This window comes from Lutibaculum baratangense AMV1, assembly GCF_000496075.1.
In the GTDB taxonomy this organism is placed as follows: Bacteria; Pseudomonadota; Alphaproteobacteria; order Rhizobiales; family Tepidamorphaceae; genus Lutibaculum; species Lutibaculum baratangense.
This window is the reverse complement of sequence record NZ_AWXZ01000038.1, coordinates 154,757-172,125: the sequence shown is the minus strand read 5'-3', so window position 1 is coordinate 172,125 and position 17,369 is coordinate 154,757. Positions and strand designations below refer to the sequence as shown.

Below are 17,369 nucleotides of genomic sequence, written 5' to 3'. Positions count from 1 at the left end.
TGTGCTCTACGGCGTGCCGATGAGGCCCGACCGGCCTCGAAGCCTCCCGAAGCCGGACGGGCCGTCTATTGCGCGGCCATGGCGGCGGCGCCTGCGAGGCGCCGGCGGTCGAGCGCAGCATGGCGCCCGGCGATGCGTCCGGAGATGAACGCCCATCCGAGATGGTGCCCGTGGCCTTCGAGCAGCAGTCCGCCCTGGCCGGCGGAGCCCGCCGCGTAGAGGCCTGGAATGATCGAGCCGTCCGTGCGCAGGACCTCGAGGCGCTCCGTCACCTTCAGGCCGCCATCGGTGAAGACGACATAGCTGCGGACCGGGCCGAGGGCGAGGTAGGGGCCGGTCTCCAGCTTCGGTCGCACGCCGCGCTCGGCGGAGTCGTTGTAGCTCTGGATCGTATCCTGCAGCGCGTCGGCTGGGACGCCCAGCTTGGTCGCGAGCGCCGCGATCGTGTCGCCCTCGTGGAAGATGTCCCTGCGCGTGCGGCGGTAGTCCTCGACATAGGCATAGGCGATCCCGGGCGCGGTCGAAACGAAATTGGGCCAAGCCGAGAATTTCGACATGAGCTCTCCGTCCATGAGGACGTAGGCCACGCCGTCGGGCTGTTTGGCCACTTCGGCGGCGGGCCCCTTCATTTCGTCAGAGAAACGATGTCCGGTCTTGTTGATTAGGAGCGCGCCGCCCTTGAGCAGATCGCCGCTCGGGCCCAGCGCGGTGGTGAGGAAGCTCATGACGAACGGGCGGAGAAGCGATTGCGGCAGGGTCTCGTAGCCCCACCGGATCATCCGCGAGACGAACGTCGAGGGCGGCAGCTTGTGCACGAGCGACTTCGCCGCCGGCGGCACGAAGCGCATGATGGGGCCGCGGACGATGTCACCGTTGAGGATCTCCGCGCCGATCTCGGTCGCCATGCGGTGGCCTTCGCCAGTGGCTGTCTCGTTTATCGCGCTGAACGCGGCGACCTCGGGCGAGGCGAGCTCGCGCTTCATCTCCGCATTGGCGCTGTAGTCGCCGCTGGCAAGCACCACGCCCGAGCGGCCGCGAAAGACGATCGCTTTGCCGTCCGGACCGGCCGCCTCGACGCCCACCACGTGGTCGCGCTCGGTGACGAAGGATCTAGCCGCCATGCCCGTGTGGATGTCGACGCCCAGGGTGCGGGCGCGGCGGCCGAGATGGAACGGGAAGGCGCGCGAGTTCGGGAGCACGTTGTGCATGCGCGGATGGCGGTGCGGCGGCTCCGGGTTCGGGCCGACGAAGACGAGGCCCATGTCCTCGAGCCAGTCGAACATCTCGGTCGTGTTGTCGACGAGAATGCGCCGTAGCGCCCGGTTGTCGCGGTTGGCGTAGGAGCCCGCGAGGATTTCGAGGTCCTCGAAATGCTCGTCGGGCGTGTCCTTGATCCCCTCGCGGCGCTGATGGGGCGAGTTCGAGACGGAGATAGAGCCTACCGACCAAGCGGTGCTGCCGCCGAGAGATTCGTTCTTCTCGAGCAGAACCACCTGCGCGCCGAAGCGAGCCGCCTCGATGGCTGCCGCGAGGCCAGCGCCGCCGCCGCCGACCACCACCACGTCCGCTGTCACGTCGGTCATGCCGTTCCCTTGTCGGTGCTTTTCAGTTCGTGGAGAGCGCCGGCCGCCTCCGGCCCGCTGCCGCCACGGCGGCGGGTGAGATAGGCGGCGCCGGCGCCGAGGATCAGGAGGCCGATGCCGCCGGCATCGGTGACGAGGCCGGGCTTGATCAGCATGCAGGAGCCGATGACGAGCGCCGCGCGGATCGCAATGTTGATGCGGCCGAGGAAGTAGCCGTGCACGCCGCCGGCGAGGAAATAGACCCCGAGGAGGGCGGTCCCCATCGCGACCGCCACCTGGAGGGCGGTGCCCTGGCCGATCAGCGCGGGGTTGTAGACTAGGAAATAGGGCACGAGGAACGCCGCGATGCCAAGCTTCACGCCGGTGAAAGCGACCTTCATCGGCGGCGCCCCGGCGATGCCGGCGGCGGTGAAGGAGGCGAGCGCGACGGGCGGCGTGATGACCGCGACGCAGGCGAAGTAGAAGACGAAGAGGTGGGCCTGGAGCGGTGCGACGCCCAGCGTGATGAGGACCGGCGCGATCACCGAAGCCGCGATGATGTAGGCCGGCGTGGTCGGCAGCCCCATGCCGAGCACGATGCTCACGCACATCGACAGGATCAGTGCGATGAGCACCACGCCGCCCGACAGCGAGATGACAATCGACGCCATCGTCTGGCCGAGGCCGGTTAGGTTGAGGACTCCGACGACGATGCCCGCCGCCGCGCAGGCGGTAGCGACCTCAAGCGAGCCGCGCGCGCCGGCGACCAGAGCCTCGTAGAGCCGCCGCGGCCCGAAGCGGGTGTGCTTGCGCACGAAGGAGACGAGGAAGACGGCGATCAGCGCGAAGAGCGCGGCGCGGATCGGGCTGACGAGCAGGACGGTGAGCGAGTAGAGCAGGACGAAGATCGGCAGCAGGAGGTGGCCGTCCGACCGCAGCACCGAGCGCGTCCTGGGCAGCTCGGCACGCGGGACGCCGCGCAGCCCCGTCTTCTGGGCCTCGAGGTCGATGCCGATGACGACGGTGGCGAAGTAGAGGAGGGCGGGGATGAGCGCCGCGAGGGCGACGGCCCAGTAGCTGATGCCCACGATGTCGGCGATGATGAAGGCGCCGGCACCCATGATCGGCGGCATGATCTGTCCGCCGGTGGAGGCCACCGCCTCGACGGCGGCCGCGAAGTGGGGCCTGTATCCGACCCGCTTCATCATCGGGATCGTCACGGCGCCGGTGCCCGCCGTGTTCGCGACGGCGCTGCCCGAGATCGTGCCGAAGAGCGCGCTGGCGAAGACGGCGACCTGCGCCGGCCCGCCACGTATCGCGCCGACGGCCGAGGTGGCGAGGCGGAGGAAGAACTCGCTCGCGCCCGAAGCCTGCAGGAAGGCGCCGAACAGAATGAAGAGGAAGATGTAAGTCGCCGAGACCTGCAGCGCCGAGGAGAAGATTCCGTCGAGGCTGTAGGTGAAGCTCACGAGGCGCTCGAAGCCGTACCCGCGATGGCCGAACGCCCCTGGCAACAGGTCGCCGAAATAGCCGTAGAGGAGGGCGGTACCCGCCACGATCGGCATCGCGATGCCGGTCATGCGGCGCGTCGCCTCCAGTGTGAGGAGGATGGCGGAGGTGCCGAAGACGAGGTCGCCGGTCGTCGGGAAGGACCCGGCGCGCATGAGCAGGGCGCGGAAATCGTAGAAGATGTAGAGGTAGGTGGCGGCCGCGAGCAGGGCGCATGCCACGTCGAGAAGCCGCAACGGAATGCTCTCGGGCTTCAGCGGCTGGAACAGGAAGACCAGGACCGTCGCGAACAGGATGTGGATCGCGGTCAGGTGCCAGGGATCGAGGACCGTCAGGCCGAGCGCCCAGACGTGATAGAGCGACATGAGCGCCGCGATCAGCCTGGCGGCCGGCTGCAGCACGAACTCGAGCGGCCCTTTCGCTTCGGGCCGGCTGATCGTCTCGTCCATGGTCCGCTCCTCGACCCCTTACTCTTTACTGGTGGTGTGCCGGGAGCCGGGAGGGGGCTCCCAGCACAGGCGTCAGCCTTCCGGCGGCAGGAGCCGCTCGGGGATCTCCGCGCCGATCTCCTCGAAGTAACGGACCGCGCCCGGGTGGAGGGGGACGGGCGAGACGCGCAGCACGTTCTTGACGTCGAAGAACTCGGCCGTGCTCGGATGCGTGACCTTCAGCGCCTCGACGTTCTCGGCCGCGATCTTGATCATCTGGTAGGCCACCTCCTCGGAAACGTCGTCGCGAACGATCGTCATGTTCCAGAAGGCGAGCGAGTTGTAGTCGGCGGGCTGGTCCTCGTAGGCGCCTTCCGGCAGCGGCTCCTGGATGAAGTAGGGATAGGCCTCTTTCAGCGTGCCGAGCTGCTCGTCTGTCAGGGCGTAGAACTTGAGGTCGTGGGTAGTCTCGAGGTCGCGGATCGGCGGCCAGGGCTGCCCGCCGATGGCGGCGATCGTGTCCACGAGCCCGTCGCGGATCTGGCCCGGAACGTCGGGCCAGCCGCTGTTGACGTACTGCGCGGGCTCCACGCCCAGCGTGGAGGCGATATTGCGTCCGATAACGTCGACCGTGCCGCCGGCGGTGCCGACGGCGACGCGCTTGCCTTCCCAGTCCTCGATGTTGTCGATGTCGCTGTCGGCCAGCGACACCATGACGTAGTAGCTCGGATACATCGCGAAGAGTGCGCGCTGATGCTGGTACTTCCGGTCGTTGTAGTCGCCGATGCCCTCCCACGACTCGTACGCGGTGGCGATGTTGACCATCGACACCTCGAGATTGCCGGCCTCGAAGAGCTTGACGTTCGGCACCTGACCGGTCGTCGCCTCGATGTTGAAGAGGGTGTCGGGAATGCCTTCCGACCACATCTTCGCGAGGGCGCCGCCCCACAGATAGTAGACGCCGCCGGACGAGCCGGTGGCGATGCTCATGCGGGTCTGCGTCCAGCCTGGTGCCGCCGTGCAGGCGAGGACGCCCGCTGCCAGCGCGGTTCTGGCGATCATCTTGTTCATTGTCGTTCTCCTCTGGTTCGGAAGGCTCTTTGCGCGAGCCCTTGATGGGCTTCTCGTTCGGGCCTCAGACGGTCTTGCGGATCGAGCTGATCCGGTTCGTCTCGTTGTCGCCGAGCGACTGCAGCAGGCTGCCGCAGTTCTCGATCTTGGGGTCGACCTTCATCGCCTCGTAGGTCAGCCAGGCCGTGGCCTGGATGGCTGAGTAGACGGGCTTGCCGAGGTCGCGCTCGAGCAGGTCGAGCACCTCCAGGGCGCGCAGCTGGGTGCAGGCGACGAACACCGCGCTCGAATCCGGCGTCGTGGTCTCCTTCACGCGCCGGTAGATCTCCTCGGGCTGGATCTTGGCGTGGTCGAACATGTCGAGCATGTCGAAGGTGGCGAGCGTGCCGACCTCGACGCCGAAGCCGCGCAGGAACTGCTTCAGTCGCTCGTTCGTAAGCTCGACGTAAGGGGTGACCACGTCGACCTTCCGGTGGCTGTTGCGCGTCATGCACTCGGCCATGGCACCGGCGGTCGTGACCGTGGGTGCGCCGGTGATTTTGGTGAGCTCCTCGCAGATCATCCGGTTCCACTCGGGGCCCTCGAAGAAGCTTCCCGAGGTGCAGCCGTAGACGACGACGTCGGGCTCGACATTGGCGATCCGCTCGGCCGCCAGACGCGCCTCCTTCTCCATGTTGCGCAGCTCTTCCGGCGTGCCGTGCCGGCCGCCGGCGATGCGGGCGGTGTGGACGGAGACGCCCTCCGGCGCCATGTGCCAGAACTCGGTCTCCATCGTCGTGTTGATCGAGGGCACCAGAAGCCCGATCCTGCCTCGCCATCCGTACATGTCGTTCTCCTTCGAGTTGGCTTGCCATCGCGGGGCCGCGCCTCGCTGGCCGTTGATCCCGGCGCCCGCCCGGAAGGGCGGGCGCGGTGGTTCAGCTCCGCCGCGTCGGGAAGCGCGAGGTCAGCACCGACACGTCCTTCAGCTCTTCGAGGCCCATGATCGTCGCCGCATAGTCCTCGACGCCCGCGGCATCGGGCCCGAGACCGAACGCCATGGCGCTCCCGAACTTCGCAATCACCGCATCCTCCCCCATCGGCGCCTCCGGAGAGCCCGGTACGAGCCGGCCGCGCGTCTCGATAGTCCCGCCGTCCTTCAGCGTGACGCGGATCTTCGAGGGTCCCATGGCGGTCGGCTCCTCATCGGGGTCCGGCGCCGCGACCACTCTCTCGGCGAGCGCCGCCACCTCCGGATCCGTGATGCGGGGCTTGGTATAGGAGTTCAGGTCCACGACACCGTCGAGCAGCGCGCGGGCGAAGCCGTAGCCGACGCTGAACTGGGCGTGGACGATGGAGTCGCGGGAGGCCTCGTAGGGCTGGCCCACGGTTTGGTAGTTCACCTGCGGCAGCCAGATCTCGACCTTCTCGACGTCGCCTGGCTTCAGCCCGTCCTCGCGCAGCGCGAAAGCCAGCGCGATCGTGGTGTGTTTGCAGCGGCAGCAGGGGAAGGGCTTGAAGGAGTAGCCACGCGTCTGCCAGACCTCGCCGAAGTCGGTGAGAAGCTCGCCCGGCCGCACCTCGCCGCGCTCCTGCAGCTTGAACAGGCCGGCATTGCCCTCGAGCGGTCGGAACGGCCCGGTCACCCCGTCGGCGGCGAGAAAGGCCGCCGTCACGGCGCCTCGCGCGGCGAAGCCTGCGCCGAGCCGCTTGGCGAGGACGCCGTCAAGCATGCTCTGGGCGCTGCCGCAGGCCTGGTGCGACGCGAGGCCGAGGGTGTTGAGAAGGCCGTCGTCGTCGAGATCGAGCAGACGCCCGGCCCCCATCGCGCCGGCCAGCACGCCGAGCGTCATCGTCGGGTGCCAGCCCTTGCCGAGCGAGTTGTAGCATGTGAAGCCGAGCCGGGCGTGCGTCTCCGCGGCGACAGTCAGGGCGAGGAGGAAGCGCCGGCCATCGATGCCGCCGATCTCCTCCGCCACCGCGAGCATCGTCGGCAGGACGACGCAGAAGCTATGGATGCGGGCGGGGTCGTGCATATCGTCGAAGTCGAGCGCATGGGCCGCCGCACCATTCGCCATGGCGGCGTGGGGCGGGGAAAGCCGCGCGCCGTCGACGAGGCTCGTGGCCGAGCCGCCCGTCTCCCAGCGCCTGAGCCTGCCGGTGATCTCGGCCAGTCCCGGCGCGCGGGACGCGCCGCCGATGACGCCCAGCGTGTCGAGCGCGAAGAGCTTGACGGTCCGGAGGACGTCGTCGGGAACGTCCTCGTATCGCAGGTCGCCCACCGCTTCGCATAAGCGACGGCTGATGCCTTCGAGGCCGTCGTTGTTTGCGGCAATGGCTGCGTGGGCGCCGGTCTGGATGTTCATGGCGTGCGATGTCCTCAGGCAGGAGCCGATGGGTTGGGAGAACCGAGAATATCTGCGATGCACTGCGTCGCCTTCAGCCCGCTCCCGGTGAGGATGGCGGCCGTCTTCGAGCCGAGAGCCGCCTCGGGCGAGGCCTGCAGGCGCGTCAGCGCGGCGCCGGCGGTCGCCGAGGTCGGCTCGACGAAGAACCCCTGCGCCATCAGGGCCTTCAGCGCCGTCGCGATCTCCTCCTCGGAGACGGTGACGATGCTGCCGCCGCTCAGCCGCACGGCGGACATTACCTCCTTCATCCGCACCGGGCGGACGGAGGCGATGCCGTCGGCGACGGTCGGCCGGGGCTCGAACCGCGTCCACTCGTCGGTACCGGCGGCCCATGCCGTGCCGAAGGCTGCGCAGTTTTCAGCCTGCACGCCATGAATACGCGGCAGCCTGTCGATGGCGCCGCAAGACAGGAGCTCGTTGAAGCCGAGCCACAGGCCGAGCACGTTGCTGCCGTATCCGAGAGGCACGACGACGTCGTCGGGGACGGAGAAGCCGAATTGCTCCCAAAGCTCGAAGGCGAGCGTCTTCGTCCCCTCGAGGAAGTAGGGCTGCCAGTTGTGGCTGGCGTAGAACATGTCCTGAGCGAGCCGGAGTGCCGCATCGGCGACGTCCTGGCGGGTGCCCTCCACATATGTCACGTCGGCACCCATGCCGACCATCTGAACGGCCTTGCCTTGCGGGATGGCGGCTGGAACGAGCACCTTGCAGCGCAGCCCGCCAGCGGCGGCGTACGCGCACATCGAGGCGCCGGCATTGCCGGAGGAATCTTCGAGGATGCTGTCGATCCCGACGCTGCGCAGGTAGCTCAGGAGGACGGAGGTGCCGCGGTCCTTGAACGAGCCGGTCGGCGCGAGATACTCGAGCTTGAACCATGTCTCGCGCCCGAGCCATTGGCTCTTCAGGAACGGCGTCCAGCCCTCGCCGAGTGTGATGGCGGTCGCGCGGTCGACCCGGATCGCGCTCGCGTAGCGCCAGATCGAGTTCTCCTCGCGGTCGATGTCGCCCGGCGAGAGGCCGTGTCCCGGCGTGAGGTTCAAGTGCGAGCCGTCGGGCGCCCGCCACATCGCCCCGTCCACCCCATAGGTTTCGCCCGTGCCCGCCGACACGTATCTCGTCTGAGCGCTCGGAACGAGAGCTTTAGCCATGGGCTTCAAGCGGCGACTCCAGCGTCGATAGATCATGTATCCTGTATCCAGCCTAGGCGCACGTTTCGCCCATGGCAAGATTGCATCGGCGGTCGCAAGACGCGGGCCAGCCGCGGCGCGCCCGCACAACGCCGGGGAACCGGCGCTTCATGTCCGTGGCGGCAACAGCCAGTGCGGACTACATGTCCGCCCCGCCGACAAAGACGCACGCGACGTGCGCGGGGCCGGGGGGCGACGGCGCCCCCAAGGGCGATCAGATCACACCTTCGCCGAGCAGCTTGTAGAGGTAGGAGCGGGAGATCCCGAGCTCCTCGGCGACCTTCTTCTTGTTGCCGTTGTAGCGGGCGAGTGCCTCGCGGATGTGCTCCCGCTCCGCCTGTGCCAAAATCTCCTTCATGGTCGTCCCTTGCGGGCGCGGGGTCGGGAGGTCGCGCATCGGGGGTGCGGGCGTTTCGGTGGGCCTGTCGCCGTAGCGGGCGAAGAGGTCGGCGGTGATCCGGTCGTTCTCGGCGAACACGAAGGCACGCTCGATCTCGTGGCGCAGCTGCCGGACATTGCCGGGCCAGGCCTGTTCCTGGAGATAGTCGAGGGCCTGATCCGTGATCTCCGGCGGCCGGCGGCGGTTCTGATCGGCGACGCGGTGCAGGAAGTGCGAGGCGAGCAGCGGAATGTCGGCGGTCCGGCTGCGCAGAGGTGGCACCTCGATGACGATCGGGGAGATGCGATAATAGAGGTCGAGCCGGAAGCGGCCCTCCGCGACCTGCGCCTGCAGGTCCCGGTTCGTCGCTGTGACGAGGCGGAAATCCACCTCGCGAGGCCGGTTGCCGCCGATCGGCTCGACGATCCTGTCCTGCAGCACGCGCAGGAGCTTGGCCTGCACCTCGAGCGGCATGTCGCCGATCTCGTCGAGGAAGATCGTGCCCTCGTCGGCCTGCTCGAACTTGCCCTTGCGGCCCTTGCGGTCGGCGCCTGTGAAGGCGCCGGGCTCGTAGCCGAAGAGCTCCGCCTCGACGAGCGTCTCGGGCAGCGTCGCCGCGTTGACCATAACGATGTGGGCGTCCCGGCGCGGGCTCAGGCGGTGGATCGCCTGGGCGACGAGCTCCTTGCCGGTGCCGCTCTCGCCGCTGATCAGGACCGAGATCTCGAGCGGGGCAACCTTGATGATTTCCTCGCGCAGCCGGCGCATCGCCGCGCTCTCGCCGAGTATGTCGTCGAGCCCGTAGCTGCGCCGCTCGACCGTCGACGCGGCGCGCCGGTAGAACTCGACCTCGCTCTCGAGGTCGCTGATGCGCCGCGACAATGCCTGGAGCTGCTCGGGGCCCTTGAACATCACCCGGCCGACCGCGCCCACGACCTCGCCGTCGCGCCGGATCGGCACCCGCGACACGACCCTGCCCTCGCCGTTCATGCGCTGGATGTCGCCGATCTCGGCCCGGCCGGACTTCACCACCTTGTCGAGGCGCGTGTTCTCGATCACCTGGCGGACCGGCTTGCCCCGCGCTTCGCCGAGCGAGATGCCGAAGAAGCGCTCGTGCACGGGAGACACGTAGACGATTCTGCCTTCCGCATCGACGACGGTCATCGCCTCGAACGGGTTCGTGACCATGTGCTCGATGATGTCGTAGGCGAAGTCGACGCTGGTGACGAAGTCGATGGTGGCGTTCGACGGCGCGCTGCGGACGATGAGGGCGTCGGCCCCGGGCAATGGCGCGGCCAGCACGATGTGGTCGGTCCCGTCGATCGTGACCGGGCGGATCCGCTTCCCGCGCGTCTCCGAAAGCCAGCGGCGGTCGGAAGCGAGCGTGCGGAACTCCTGCGACGCGGCGCAGCCGACGGCGCAGAAGATCCGGCCCTCGAGATCGGCCACCAACAGGCCCTGAAGCTCCGCGCATGTGTCGTCCAATCGATCTCTCCCTGTGCTTTCCGCCTCTGTCCGGGCGTGTCCGTGCAGTGGACACATTATTCCCCGGCTGTTGCAAGCAAGGACACCAATCTCGCCGAACGGCTGCGCCGTCGCGCCCAACTCCGGGATGGCACGGCCGTTGCACCACGGATGGAAAAGAAACGGCAGGAACGAACAGGTCAGCATGAACGACGCCACTCCCTCCCGGCTGCCGGCGCAGGATCTCCCGGACTTGCAGATCGGACGCGGCTTCGACCTGCTGGCGGGGGTGCGCGTCATCGATCTCAGCAGCTCGATCGCGGGCCCGACGGCCTCGATGCTGCTCTCTGACTTCGGGGCTGAGGTCATCAAGATCGAGCGTCCCGGGACCGGCGACGATGCCCGCGCGTGGGGGCCGCCCTTCCTTCATGGCCAGTCGCTTTGGTTCATGAGCGTCAACCGCAACAAGAAGAGCGTCACGCTCGATCCATCCTCGCCCGAGGGGCTCGAGGCGCTGCATGGGCTGATGGGGAAGGCAGATGTCGTCCTCGTCAACCAGTTGCCGCGCGTCACGGGCAAGCTCAGGATCGACGCCGACACCATTCGCACGATCCGTCCCGACATCGTCTACGTCTCGATCACGGGCTTCGGCATGGACGGCGAGCGCGCGGATTGGGGCTGCTACGACCTGATCGCCGAGGGCTATTCCGGGGTCATGGACGTGACCGGCAGCCCGGAGGGCGGGCCGCAGAAGGTCGGCGCCCCGGCAGCAGACATGCTGGCGGGACAGGATGCGGCGATGGCGACAATGGCCGCGCTGTTTTCGCGCCAGGCGACCGGCCGGGGCCGCATCGTCGACGTCGCTCTGGTCGATTCGATGACCAGGTTCATGTCCTGCCGCATCGTGCCGTATCTCGGCTCCGGCGAGGTTCCGATCCGCTCCGGCGGCACCGACAGCGTGATCGCCATCTACCAAGCCTTCGACACGGCCGACCTGCCGATTACGCTCGGCCTCGGCAATGACGGGATCTGGCGTCGCTTCTGGGCGGCCGTGGGCGACCCCGAGTTCGGCGCCAGGCCGGACTACGCCGACAATGCGCGCCGCAGAGGCCGGCGGCCGGAGATCGTGGAGCGCATCCAGCATCACCTGTCCGGTGCGCCGCGCGAGCACTGGCTCGAGGTCCTTCGCGAGGCACGAGTGCCCGTCGGCCCGATCAACCGGGTCGACGAGGTCGCGCAGGACGAGGAGTTGCGCCGTCGTGGCGTGCTCTACAACCTCGCCGACGGTGACCGATCCATTCCGCAGGTCGGCACCGGCATCCGCTTCGACGGCGCGGCCAACGTGCCGCGGGCCGCGCCGCCCGGGCTCGGCCAGCACACGGACGAGATCCTGGCGGATCTCCTGGGATATGACGCGGACAAGCTCGAGGCGCTCCGAAGCGCCGGGACGATCTGAAGGAAGTTCGATGAGCTACGAGACGATCCTCTACGAAGAAGACGGCCCCGTCGGCACGATCACGCTGAACCGGCCCGACGACGGCAACATGTTCAACCTGACCATGTGCCACGAGATACGCGATTGCATCGAAACGATCCGGCGCGAGACGCGCACCCGCGTGATCGTGCTGACTGGGGCGGGGGACAGGTTCTTCTGCATCGGCGGGCGCAAGGACGGGATGGAGGACACGATCCTCTATGCCGGCACGCTGCCGACGCTCGAGATGTACGAGGCGATCGACAAGCTGCAGAAGCCCGTGATCGCGTCGGTCAACGGCTTCGCGGTCGGGGGCGGCAATGTCCTGCAGATGGTCTGCGACTGCACCATCGCGAAGGAAAGCGCCGTCTTCCGCCAGGTCGGCCCGATGATGGGCTCCTACGACGCCGGCTACGGCACCTGGTATCTCGAGGATCTCGTCGGCAAGAAGAAGGCCAAGGAGATCTGGTACCGCAACCCGAAGATCAGCGCCGCCGAGGCGCTGTCGCTCGGGCTCGTCAACAAGGTGGTGCCAGACGATCGCCTGCAGGAGGAGACGAAGATCTTCGCCCTCGAGATCGCCGACCGCGGCGCCTTCGCGCTCGCCTCGATCAAGGCGGCCTTCAACGCCCGGCACGGCGGCGTCGGCGGTCTCTCGCGCATGGCGCACGACCTCCTGCTGCGGGCGTATCTGGAGACCGAGGAGAGCCACGAGCTCTCCGAGTCCTTCCGCGAAAAGCGCAAGCCCGACCCGACCAGGTTCGGCAGGTAGGCGTCATGCGACCCTTCCTGACCCTCCACCATCCTGAGAGCGCCCGCCGGTTCTACGAAGCGGGCGTGTGGCGGGACGAGACGCTCTATGACCTGCTCGTGAGCCATGCAGAGGCGCGGCCGGACGCGCCGGCGCTGACCAGCGGCGACGGCACGCTCAGCTGGAGCGAACTGCGCGCCTGGGTCGATGGCATCGCGGCCGACCTCAGGATCTACGGACTCGAGGGTGGCGACCGGGTCTCGGTCTGGATGTCGAACCGGATGGAGGTGGTCGCGATGCTCCTCGCCTGCTCGCGCGAGGGCTTTGCCTGCAACCCCTCCCTGCACCGCACCTACACCTGCGGCGACATCGGTACGCTCCTCTCGCGGCTCTCGGCGCGGGCGCTGCTGACCGAGCCCGGCTGGGGTGCCGACCGGGCCGACAGCGACCTCGACAGGGTGCTGGCCGGCATCTCGAGCCTCAAGGTCGTCTACACGCCCGACACCTTTCCGAAGGCCGCGCCGAACGCGACGCCGCCGGTCGGCGATCCCGACAAGGTCGTCTATCTTGCCTTCACCTCGGGCACGACCGGCGCGCCCAAATGCGTCATGCACTCCGACAACTCGCTGCTCGCCAATGCGCGCGATCTCGTCGCCGACTGGGCGCACGGCCACGACACGGTGCTCCTGACGCTGTCGCCCCTGTCGCACCATATCGCCTGGGTCGCAGTGGCGCAGTGGCTCGTGGCCGGTTGCCGGCTCGTCCTCGACGCGCCGCCCGCCGGCATGAGCCGGCTCGACTGGATCATCGAATCGGGCGCGACCTACGTGATGGGCGTGCCGACGCACGCGATGGATGTGCTCGCCGAGCAGCGGCAGCGCGGCATCGCGCGCATGGGCTCCGTCTCGGTGTTCTACATGGCGGGCTCGCCCATTCCCCCGACCACGGCGGAAGCCTTCGTCGGGCAGGGCATCAAGCCGCAGAACATCTACGGCATGACCGAGAACTCCTCGCACCAGTACACCCACCCGGACGATCCGACCGACATCGTGACGACGACCTGCGGGCGGGGCGGCAAGGCCTACGAGGTGAGGCTCTTCGCGCCCGAGGATGCCGACCGGGAGGTCGCGACGGGCGAGGTCGGCCACATTACCGGGCGGGGCGGTGCCCTGATGCTCGGCTATTTCGACGCGCAGGGGCCGACCGAACAGAGCTTCAACCGGGACGGCTGGTTCCTCTCCGGCGATCTCGGGGTGGTCGACGAGGGGGGCAACCTGAAAATCGTCGGGCGGCTCAAGGACCTCATCATCCGCGGCGGCCACAACATCTATCCGGCCAATATCGAGGCGCTGGCGCTGCGCCACGCGGCTGTCGACCGCGTCGCCTGCTTCGCCGTGCCCGACGAGCGGCTCGGCGAGCGCGTCTGCATCGCGGTCGTCGGCACGGTTCTTCCGGACGAGGTGCTCGATCACCTCGCGGCGGAGGGCCTGTCGAAGTTCGACATGCCGGAATTCTTCCTGCGCATGGAAAGCTTCCCGCTGACGCCGAGCGGCAAGATCCTGAAGCGCGAGCTCGGCGAAATGCTGAAGCGCGGCGAACTCGCTCCCGTCCCCGTGCGCTATGTCGCCAAGCCCAGGATGGACGCATGAGCGTCGAGCTGACGGAGGTCGAGGGCGTCGCAGTCGTGACGCTCGATCGACCCGAGGCCCTCAACGCGCTGAGCTTCTCGATGCTCGACGAGATCGGCGACACTCTCGATGAGGTGGCGGCGATGAAGGTCCGCGCGCTCGTTGTTACGGGCCGGGGCGAGAAAGCGTTCTGCGCGGGCGCCGACATCCCCGAGTTGCGCCACCGAGACCTCGTGACGCAGCGCCGCGGCATCGAGAAGGGCCAGCACGTCTTCGCCAGGATCCCGCGCCTGCCGATGGCCTCGGTTGCGCTCATCAACGGCTATGCGTTCGGCGGCGGTCTCGAGATGGCGCTGGCCTGCACCTTCAGGCTCGCGACCCCGAACGCGAAGATGGGGCTTCCCGAGATCAAGCTTGGCCTCATCCCAGGCTATGGCGGCACCCAGCGTCTACCGCGGGTCGTGGGTGAGGCGCGCGCGCTCGAGCTGATCATGACGGGTCGCTCGGTCGACGCCGAAGAGGCGGTGAGGATCGGCCTCGTCAACCGTATCCTCGAAGGCGATCCCCTCGCGGCCGCGCTCCAGTTCACCGGCGAGTTCACCCGCTACAGCCTGCCGGTGCTCGAGATGGCGCTAGAGGCGGTGACGCGGGCGCTCGACCTGCCGGTCCACGAGGGCCTGCGCACGGAGGCCGATCTCGCCACGCTCGCCTATCGCACCGAGGACGCGGAGGAGGGCATGGCCGCCTTCGCGGAGAAGCGGAAGCCGGATTTCCGAGATGTCTGAGGGCCAGATCGTCGTCACGGGCGGCAGCCGAGGGATCGGGGCCGCCATCGCCGTCGAGCTCGACCGGCGCGGCCGGCGGATCGCCTGCCTGTCGCGCTCGGGCGAGGCGCCGGTCGGTTACGGGCTCGCCTGCGACATGACGGACGAGGCCAAGGTCGCCGAGGCCATCGCCGCCATCGCGGCGAAGGGGCCGATCGCGGGGCTCGTGAACAATGCGGGCCATCATGTCGCCACGCCGAGCGAGAGTCTTACGGCGGAGGAGTTCGAGCGCAGCGTCAGGCTCAATGCGACGGCCGTCGTCGTCGCGTGCCGCGAGGCCTATCCGCATATCAGGGCGAATGGCGGCGGGCTGATCATCAATATCGGCTCGTTCTTCGACAAGCTGGGCGTTGCCCAGAACGTCGCTTACTGCGCGTCGAAGGCTGCGGTCGGCGCGATCACCCGCTGCCTCGCCGTCGAGTGGGCGGATGCGGGGATCAGGGTGCTCGACGTGGCGCCGGGCTATATCGACACGGACCTCAACCACGAGTTCCTCGCCCGGGACAATGTGCGGCGCTGGCTCGAAAGGCGCGTGCCCGTGAAACGGCCGGGCTCGGCCGAAGAGGTCGCTCGCCTCGTCGGCACGCTCTATTCCGAGGATATCGGCTTCCTCACGGGCGAGACGATCTACATGGACGGCGGACAGGGGATGAACCACTGATGCGGATCTTCGAGCAGCTCGAGCGCCGGCGCGGCTGGAGCGAGGACGAGCAGATGGTGCTCGACCAGGTGCGCCGCTGCGCCGCGGAGGTCATCGAGCCCAATGCCGAGCGCTTCGACCGTGAGCACGCCTTCCCGTGGGACAACGTCCACGCGATCAACGAGCTCGGCCTCAATGCGATCTTCGTGCCGGAGGAGTATGGCGGGGCGAGGATGTCCTACCGCCTCTATCTCGAGGTGGTGAAGGTGATCTCCGCCGCCTGCGCCTCGACCGGCATCATCTACGCCACGAACTTCCACAGCATGAAGCCGCTCATCGACCTGGGCACGGAGGAGCAGAAGCAGCGGCTCCTGCCGTGCATCGCGGAGGGCGGACTCGGCTCGCTCGCCATCACTGAGCCGGATGCCGGCTCCGACGCCACCGGCATGAAGACGCGCTTCACGCTCGACGGCGACGAGATCGTGGTCGACGGCGGCAAGATCTTCATCACGAACGGCGACGTGGCCGATCGCATCCTGCTGTTCGGCAAGTGGAGCGGGATCGAGGATCCGAAGAAGGCGATTTCGGTCCTCGTATTGGAGAAGGGGACGCCAGGCCTCGAGGTGGTGCGGCTGGAGGAGAAGATGGGGCACCGCGCCTCGTCGACGGCTGCTCTGGCCTTCACCGGCTGCCGCGTCCCGCGCGCGAATCTGATCGGCGAGCCGGGCGAGGGCCTGAAAATCCTGCTCTCCTCGCTCAACAAGTCGCGCCCCTCGATCGCCGCGCATGCGCTCGGCATTGCGCGCGCCGCTTTCACAGACATGGTCGAATACACCAACGAGCGCCAGCAGGGCGGGCGGCGCATCATCGACTTCCAGGGCAACCAGTTCGCCATCGCCGACATGGCGGCGGAACTCGCGTTGGCCGAGCTCTGGCTCGATTATGTCGGGGGCCTCGTCGACGACGGCGCCGACGATTTCGGCCTCGAGGCGTCGGTCGCCAAGCTGCGCGCATCCGACCTGGCGATGAAGATCTCGTCGGAGGCCGTGCAGTTGTTCGGCGGCTACGGCTATTGCGGCGACTACCGCGTCGAGCGGCTGATGCGCGACGCCAAGATCACGCAGATATGGGAGGGTGCGAACCAGATCCACCGCCAGCTCATCGGCAGGAGCTTCATCGCAAAATGACCGGGAAGATCGAGACAGTCGGCGTCTGCGGCGCCGGCGGCACCATGGGCGCCGGCATCGCCATCGTCGCGGCGCGCGCCGGCTTCCGCACCGTCGCCTGCGACGTCTCGGAAGATTCGCTCGCGCGGGCGCGTAAACAGACGGAAGGTTTCTTCGGCAAGTCCGTCGACCGCGGGAAGATGAGCGAGGCTGACCGGGACCAGGCGCTCGCGGGCTTGAGCCACACGACGCGCCTGGAGGAGCTGTCCGGCTGCGACCTGGTGATCGAGGCGATCTACGAGGACCTGCAGGCCAAGCGTGAGCTTCTCGGTCTGCTCGACGGGATCTGCGGGCACGACACGATCTTCGCCTCCAACACCTCGACCCTGTCGATCACCGAAATCGCGGCGGGCAGCCAGCGGCCGGACAAGGTCGTCGGCATGCATTTCTGCCTGCCGGCCCAGCTCATGAAGCTGATCGAGATGTCGCCGGGCCTCCTGACCTCGCCGGAGACCTTCCAGGCGGCGTGGGCGTGGACCGAGACCTGCGATCAGGTGCCGGTCGAGACGCAGGACAAGCCGGGCTTCATCCTCAACGCGCTCCTCGTGCCGTTCAACAACGACGCGATCCGGGCCGTCGAGGCCGGCGTCGCGGAACCGACGGCCATCGACGCGGCGATCAAGACCGGCCTCGGCTACAAGATGGGGCCGCTCGAGCTCGTCGACCTCGTCGGGCTCGACACCCAGCTGCGGCTCTGCGAGGCGTTCTACCCCATCACGCTCGATCCGCGCGCGGCGACGCCGCCGCTCCTGCGCCGCATGGTGGCGGCGGGGCTGCTCGGTCGCAAGGCCGGCAAGGGCTTCTACACCTACGACCGCGACGCGATGTTCGGAGGCTGATCG

General features: G+C 68.1%; 14 protein-coding genes. 7 read left to right on the top strand and 7 right to left on the bottom strand.

The features are described from left to right. Positions 1 to 65 precede the first annotated feature (65 nt). The 7 genes from N177_RS14695 to N177_RS14665 all read right to left on the bottom strand — a co-directional run bounded on the left by N177_RS14695 (position 66) and on the right by N177_RS14665 (position 10,005). Entirely contained in the window at positions 66 to 1,583 is a 1,518-nt protein-coding gene (locus N177_RS14695; RefSeq protein ID WP_023433160.1) for an FAD-dependent oxidoreductase, read from the bottom strand. After that, positions 1,580 to 3,520, bottom strand: a complete 1,941-nt coding sequence (locus N177_RS14690) for a TRAP transporter permease (RefSeq protein ID WP_023433159.1) — start codon at positions 3,518 to 3,520, stop codon at positions 1,580 to 1,582. Before N177_RS14690 ends, N177_RS14695 begins: the two co-directional genes overlap by 4 nt. Before the next feature lie 72 nt (positions 3,521 to 3,592). After that, a complete protein-coding gene (locus tag N177_RS14685) occupies positions 3,593 to 4,570 on the bottom strand; it encodes a TAXI family TRAP transporter solute-binding subunit (protein ID WP_023433158.1) in 978 nt (325 codons plus the stop codon). 64 nt (positions 4,571 to 4,634) lie between these two features. Then, positions 4,635 to 5,396 (bottom strand): maleate cis-trans isomerase family protein, encoded by a 762-nt coding sequence (locus N177_RS14680; RefSeq protein WP_023433157.1) that lies wholly within the window; start codon positions 5,394 to 5,396, stop codon positions 4,635 to 4,637. 91 nt (positions 5,397 to 5,487) lie between these two features. Continuing rightward, positions 5,488 to 6,915 carry an MmgE/PrpD family protein gene (locus tag N177_RS14675; RefSeq protein ID WP_023433156.1) on the bottom strand — a complete coding sequence of 476 codons (1,428 nt, stop codon included), beginning with the start codon at positions 6,913 to 6,915 and terminating at the stop codon, positions 5,488 to 5,490. A 14-nt stretch (positions 6,916 to 6,929) separates the two neighbouring features. Then, a complete protein-coding gene (locus tag N177_RS14670; RefSeq protein WP_040485876.1) occupies positions 6,930 to 8,102 on the bottom strand; it encodes a threonine synthase in 1,173 nt (390 codons plus the stop codon). A gap of 253 nt (positions 8,103 to 8,355) precedes the next feature. Then, entirely contained in the window at positions 8,356 to 10,005 is a 1,650-nt protein-coding gene (locus N177_RS14665; protein WP_023433153.1) for a sigma-54 interaction domain-containing protein, read from the bottom strand. A 184-nt stretch (positions 10,006 to 10,189) separates the two neighbouring features. Between N177_RS14665 and N177_RS14660 the strand changes: the two genes are divergently transcribed. Genes N177_RS14660 through N177_RS14630 form a run of 7 tightly spaced genes read left to right on the top strand, consistent with a single transcriptional unit; the run spans position 10,190 to position 17,366 of the window. After that, positions 10,190 to 11,440, top strand: a complete 1,251-nt coding sequence (locus N177_RS14660) for a CaiB/BaiF CoA transferase family protein (protein ID WP_023433152.1) — start codon at positions 10,190 to 10,192, stop codon at positions 11,438 to 11,440. Positions 11,441 to 11,450: 10 nt separating this feature from the next. Then, entirely contained in the window at positions 11,451 to 12,230 is a 780-nt protein-coding gene (locus N177_RS14655; protein WP_023433151.1) for an enoyl-CoA hydratase-related protein, read from the top strand. A 5-nt stretch (positions 12,231 to 12,235) separates the two neighbouring features. After that, complete coding sequence (locus N177_RS14650) at positions 12,236 to 13,858, top strand: class I adenylate-forming enzyme family protein (protein ID WP_023433150.1); 1,623 nt, start codon at positions 12,236 to 12,238, stop codon at positions 13,856 to 13,858. Continuing rightward, positions 13,855 to 14,622 (top strand): enoyl-CoA hydratase/isomerase family protein, encoded by a 768-nt coding sequence (locus tag N177_RS14645; RefSeq protein ID WP_023433149.1) that lies wholly within the window; start codon positions 13,855 to 13,857, stop codon positions 14,620 to 14,622. Before N177_RS14650 ends, N177_RS14645 begins: the two co-directional genes overlap by 4 nt. After that, positions 14,615 to 15,322, top strand: coding sequence for an SDR family NAD(P)-dependent oxidoreductase (locus N177_RS14640; RefSeq protein ID WP_023433148.1), 708 nt, complete (start codon positions 14,615 to 14,617; stop codon positions 15,320 to 15,322). Before N177_RS14645 ends, N177_RS14640 begins: the two co-directional genes overlap by 8 nt. Beyond that, a complete protein-coding gene (locus N177_RS14635) occupies positions 15,322 to 16,488 on the top strand; it encodes an acyl-CoA dehydrogenase family protein (protein WP_023433147.1) in 1,167 nt (388 codons plus the stop codon). The genes N177_RS14640 and N177_RS14635 overlap by 1 nt, the downstream gene beginning before the upstream one ends. Beyond that, on the top strand, positions 16,485 to 17,366 hold the full coding sequence (locus N177_RS14630) for a 3-hydroxyacyl-CoA dehydrogenase family protein (RefSeq protein ID WP_023433146.1): 882 nt from the start codon (positions 16,485 to 16,487) through the stop codon (positions 17,364 to 17,366). The genes N177_RS14635 and N177_RS14630 overlap by 4 nt, the downstream gene beginning before the upstream one ends. Positions 17,367 to 17,369 lie beyond the last annotated feature (3 nt).